Origin of the sequence: Nostoc sp. CALU 1950 (assembly GCF_051172895.1) — a bacterium.
In the GTDB taxonomy this organism is placed as follows: domain Bacteria; phylum Cyanobacteriota; class Cyanobacteriia; order Cyanobacteriales; family Nostocaceae; genus Nostoc; species Nostoc edaphicum_A.
On sequence record NZ_JBDNJQ010000282.1, the window covers coordinates 1 to 4,575 of the forward strand.

A 4,575-nucleotide genomic window follows, 5' to 3' on the forward strand; every position below is an offset into this window, starting at 1 on the left:
GGATATCACAATTTTCCCCGTTTAATTGGTATCTTATTTTCTTGCAAATCCCTTACCTCTTCACTTTCCACTCTTCTGGATTTCCGTAGACCCACAGTATGGACATTGCCCAGTAGATAACCTCAATTTATCACTCTATTATGCAACGCCCATTTGATTAGCGATCGCTGGGCTGTATTTTTCCATCAGCACTGAGCTAACCGCAGTAGTATACTGATAGCGCAACTTTGACCAGTCCAAAGTGCTTGCATTGTAACTGTCGTTAATAGGTCAATATTTTATTACTTTGGATAGATAATTTCAAAAGTATTACTTCTGTACAGTTATGTTCATTAACAGTCGAATATTTGTTTATATTTCCAATACAGAATTCGACGTTATTTTTTATAGCCAAAGAAGAATTAAGATTTTACCCATTTTTTTTACGAAAGAGGAATATATATGAATCAGATTGGATTTATGAACTTACTTGTGTAGGGAGGGAACAGGGTACAGAAAGAAGGGAATAGATGTGTACTGAGTTTTTTAAAAAATCAAATAGGAGTCCTATAGCAATTCCAATTTACATGTGAAAAAGTACCGAAATTAAAAGTATATTTTTCTAAACTTTTAAACGATTTTATGTCTCATATTATTTCTTTTTGAATATGTGCCTATAGGACTTACCAAAAACTCCGCTGTAGGGTCAAACCATGTGATAAAAAGCGGATTAGTGCAGGGTATTGCCTCTATATGAATCAAGTGCAGCCTCATATAGAATTGGTGTCATGAATGACATAACTCAGTTTTGTATTGGATTAATTGATATTTTCTAGAGATATTTTAAGCATTTTTTTAACTAAAATACCGTATTCACTGCTACAGTTAGGCATCGTCAGTTAACCTAACATTTGAAGCTAATAATAAGTCGGCAGAAATAAACACAATAATGAAGTTAAGGAATATAACGTCAAGCTTCCCGATGTTTGTCATTTTTTTAGTCGCACTCCAATTCTGCAATCGGAACGATATGGAACTCTAGCCAAGAGAAGCCAGGGTGTTCCGGAATATATGACAACAGACCGGACACAGGTAATGAGGGCAACAATTAGAGGTATTGTTGCCAATAAATTGCACATATTCCCTGATGTTATAGCCCAAGCTTTTCATATCCTCACGAGATATTCTCTCTTTTTGAGTGAGTTAGCTCGGTATCTTCCAAAAGTTTAGAAAATAGTCAAGTAAAATTAACAATGATGTTGGACACTACTCACAAGCATTTAATTCTTGGGGCTGGTTTTGTGGGATTAGGTATGGCTGAAGCGCTCAAAAGCGCGAATATTCCCTACGACCAAGTTGATGCCAGCGATGACATTGGTGGAAATTGGTATCATGGTGTGTATGAAACTGCACACATCATTTCATCACGGAAGATTACCCAATTTACCCATTTCCCCATGCCGGATAATTATCCGGACTTTCCCAGTGCTCAAAATATACGGGATTACTTAAACTCCTTTGCTGACCATTTTGAGTTACGTAAAAACATTGAACTGAATCGTAAAGTTAGCTACGTGCATCCTATTGAGAATAGTCTTTGGGAAGTTACATTTGATAATGGGGAACAGCGAATTTACAAAGGGATTATCATTTGTAATGGTCATCATTGGTGCAAACGTTTTCCCCAATTCTCAGGAGAATTTGATGGGGAGATAATTCACTCCAAAGATTATAAAAATCCCCAGAAACTATATGGTAAGAGAGTTCTGGTGATTGGTGGAGGTAATTCAGCTTGTGATATAGCCGCAGAAGCCGCTAGGGTGGGAGCTAAATCTGTGTTGAGTATGCGTGAATCTGTGTGGTTTATTCCCAAAACCTTTGTAGGTGTTCCAGTTTCCGATTTAACTAAATGGTGGATGCCAGAATGGTTTCAGCGGTTTATGTCTTATGTAATTATTCTGTTAACCTTCGGTAAGCACAAAGATTATGGTCTACCCGAACCCAAATATCGAATTTTTGATAAGCACCCGACCTTAAATAATGAGGTGCCTTACTATATTAAACACGGTCGCATTTCCTATAAGCCAGAGGTAAGACATTTAGATGGTGGGGAAGTTGAATTTGCGGATGGTAGTCGAGAAACCTTTGATTTAATTGTTTGTGCAACTGGTTTTCATGTAGCCTATCCATTTTTACCTCCAGAACTGCAACGGGTGGAAGGAGCAACAGTGAAATGTTATGGAGGGTCATTTCTTGAAGATTACAAAGGAATTTACTACATCGGATGGGGACAAGCTAGAGGAGGTGCTGGTTCTTTATTTTCCGCTTTTGCACCCATATTTACCCGTTTTCTTGAACTCCAGGATGAAATTAAAATTCCTATGGGTCTAGTCCTAAAAAAAATGGGACAGCAACTACCCACAACCCATCTTGAAGATCCGCAAAAGATTTTTCGGGAATTAAAATTAGTCAATCTATTTTTTAAACGGATGGTTCAAAAAGCTCACCGAATTGATTCCCAGTATTCCCAGTTTGAGAATCATCCACTCCCACCCTTGCTACAAAAATTAGTTAGTAGGACTTAGACTAAAAGTAGCCAATTATTCGAGCATGGGAAATTTATCTAGCAGCAATACAAAAAGTGTCTGGGTTAGCTCGCACGGCTCGGGGCCCAGTCATGTCAGCACTACCGGGTAAAGTTGCAGTGGATGGCGTAACTGAGATTTATGGCGAGAAAGTATTTGTACTTTCTTTTTTGCAAGGACGCGATCCCAATTGGTGTAAACGCCCTTTCTTTGCACGTTATGACGAGAAAGCAACTTGGCTAACTGATTTAGTTCCAGCGATGGGAGAAAAGGAATTTTTTTATGAGAATAAATTACAGGAAATTCTGAAAATACAAAGTTGAATTGGGGATTGGGAACCGTCACCAAATGGGATAATAATTTATACCTCTTTCCAGAAACTTTTAAGAGATTTTATTGGTCTGGTTCTCCAAATTCTGCAAAAATCAACCAATGTCATCTTCTGCTCAAGGTATTCCCGGATTACCCGATTTGACGCATCCAATTGAGCTTGTCCAATTTGGAACCGAGGCGCTCAAAGCTTCATTATTATTAGTATTTTTGATCGTAGCTTTGGGAATTGCGATCGCACTGATCAGTTTTTCCCTGCGTCGAAGTCAGCCTGAACAACTTATATTCATTGGCGAATGGGCTGTTCGTTATTCCCAACTGTTGCGGGGATTGCAGCATTTAACTCTAGTATTAGTTCTGTTAGTACCAGGATTTTTTCTCTGTTCAACTTTAAGCAATCGCTATCACCACTGGGAACAAGCAAAGGTGGCTCAAGTGGCTGAAAGTGTTGCAGGTGAAAAGCTCGAACAATTTGCGCCCCAAGTCCGCTACTCTATTCGAGAGCCATACTCATACACCACTCAAGTTGATGGCAAAATAGTTAAGGTAAACGAGACACGAGAAATCAATCGCTTTTTAATGCTGGCTGGTTCGCAAATTCAAGTCAAGCTTGACCAAAGTGTAGATGTTCCAGGTCGTAGCTCAATTTATCGCGCAGATTATACTGCTGATTATAAAGTAGTTAACCAACTCAAGGATATTAATAATTTTTTCTTTGAAGCACCACCACCCAACGGCTCCATACTGCTTAAGAGCTACAAAATCGAGCGTGACGGGACTAGGTTACAACCAACCAATCCGGGAGACTATGGTTTTCCCTTCCGGCTGCAACCAGGGGAAGAAACCACCTTTCGAGTCACATATCAGGCTAGAGGCGGGCCCCGCTGGGTTTATAGTGCAGGGGGACAGATGCTATCTAACTTTCGCCTTATAGCAATTGCTAATTTTGCTCCGGCTAATTTTGCCAGTGGTATTGAACCTGATGAAATTAAATCTGACGGACGCAGTACGCAATTTACTTGGAAATTTGACGATAATGTTTCAGTTAAAAATCCATTTGGAGTATTTACCAACACCGAGCCTATTGGTAACACGGGGGTAATTCCGCGTCTTTTATTGCTAGCGCCAGCAATATTTTTATGGTGGATATTGTTGTTATATTTGTCACTGCCCATGAGTTTCAAAAATGTAGCGATCGCTGGTAGTATTTTCTTTGCTTGTCTATTGACTTTGACCTATCTAGCTCGCGTTATCAATGCTCAGTTAGCTTGGACTTTAATTTCCATCATCTTACTAATTTTAACGTGGGGATTGGGAGCTAGCCGCAGTGCTTCTCTGGCTGCGATCGTCCCCACTATTGCTGGAGCAGTGCTGCCTATTTTTGGATTACTAGTACCCTTCAGCGGACTCACCCTTAGTTTAGCGGGTTTGCTTTCAGCCGTTTGGCTAGCAGTTCGTCACTGGTATAGCTGGTACAATTTGCATCCAGATGATCAAAGATTGTAAGGCTGTAGAAAAACGCTAAAGATTAGGTGATTTCGCTATGATTAGTGAAGTTTTCGCACACTTATGATTGAAGAAGAATTCAGAATTCAGAATTCAGAATTCAGGAGCGGAGCCGGAGACGCTCCGCCTAGGCTGTTGACTCTGTACCTTTTAGCCCACAAGACTTCATGCAGAA

The 4,575-nt window shown here is 39.8% G+C and carries 3 protein-coding genes; all 3 read left to right on the forward strand.

Features of this window, described 5'->3' with window-relative positions; translation table 11 throughout:
- The first annotated feature begins 1,232 nt into the window (after nucleotides 1-1,232).
- The 3 genes from ABF638_RS36705 to ABF638_RS36715 all read left to right on the forward strand — a co-directional run bounded on the left by ABF638_RS36705 (nucleotide 1,233) and on the right by ABF638_RS36715 (nucleotide 4,400).
- Nucleotides 1,233-2,564 (forward strand): flavin-containing monooxygenase, encoded by a 1,332-nt coding sequence (locus ABF638_RS36705; protein WP_435027672.1) that lies wholly within the window; start codon nucleotides 1,233-1,235, stop codon nucleotides 2,562-2,564.
- A 92-nt stretch (nucleotides 2,565-2,656) separates the two neighbouring features.
- Nucleotides 2,657-2,887, forward strand: coding sequence for a hypothetical protein (locus tag ABF638_RS36710; protein ID WP_435027673.1), 231 nt, complete (start codon nucleotides 2,657-2,659; stop codon nucleotides 2,885-2,887).
- Between the two features lie 109 nt (nucleotides 2,888-2,996).
- Nucleotides 2,997-4,400: a hypothetical protein gene (locus ABF638_RS36715; protein WP_435027674.1), complete on the forward strand. Its 1,404-nt coding sequence runs from the start codon at nucleotides 2,997-2,999 to the stop codon at nucleotides 4,398-4,400.
- Nucleotides 4,401-4,575 lie beyond the last annotated feature (175 nt).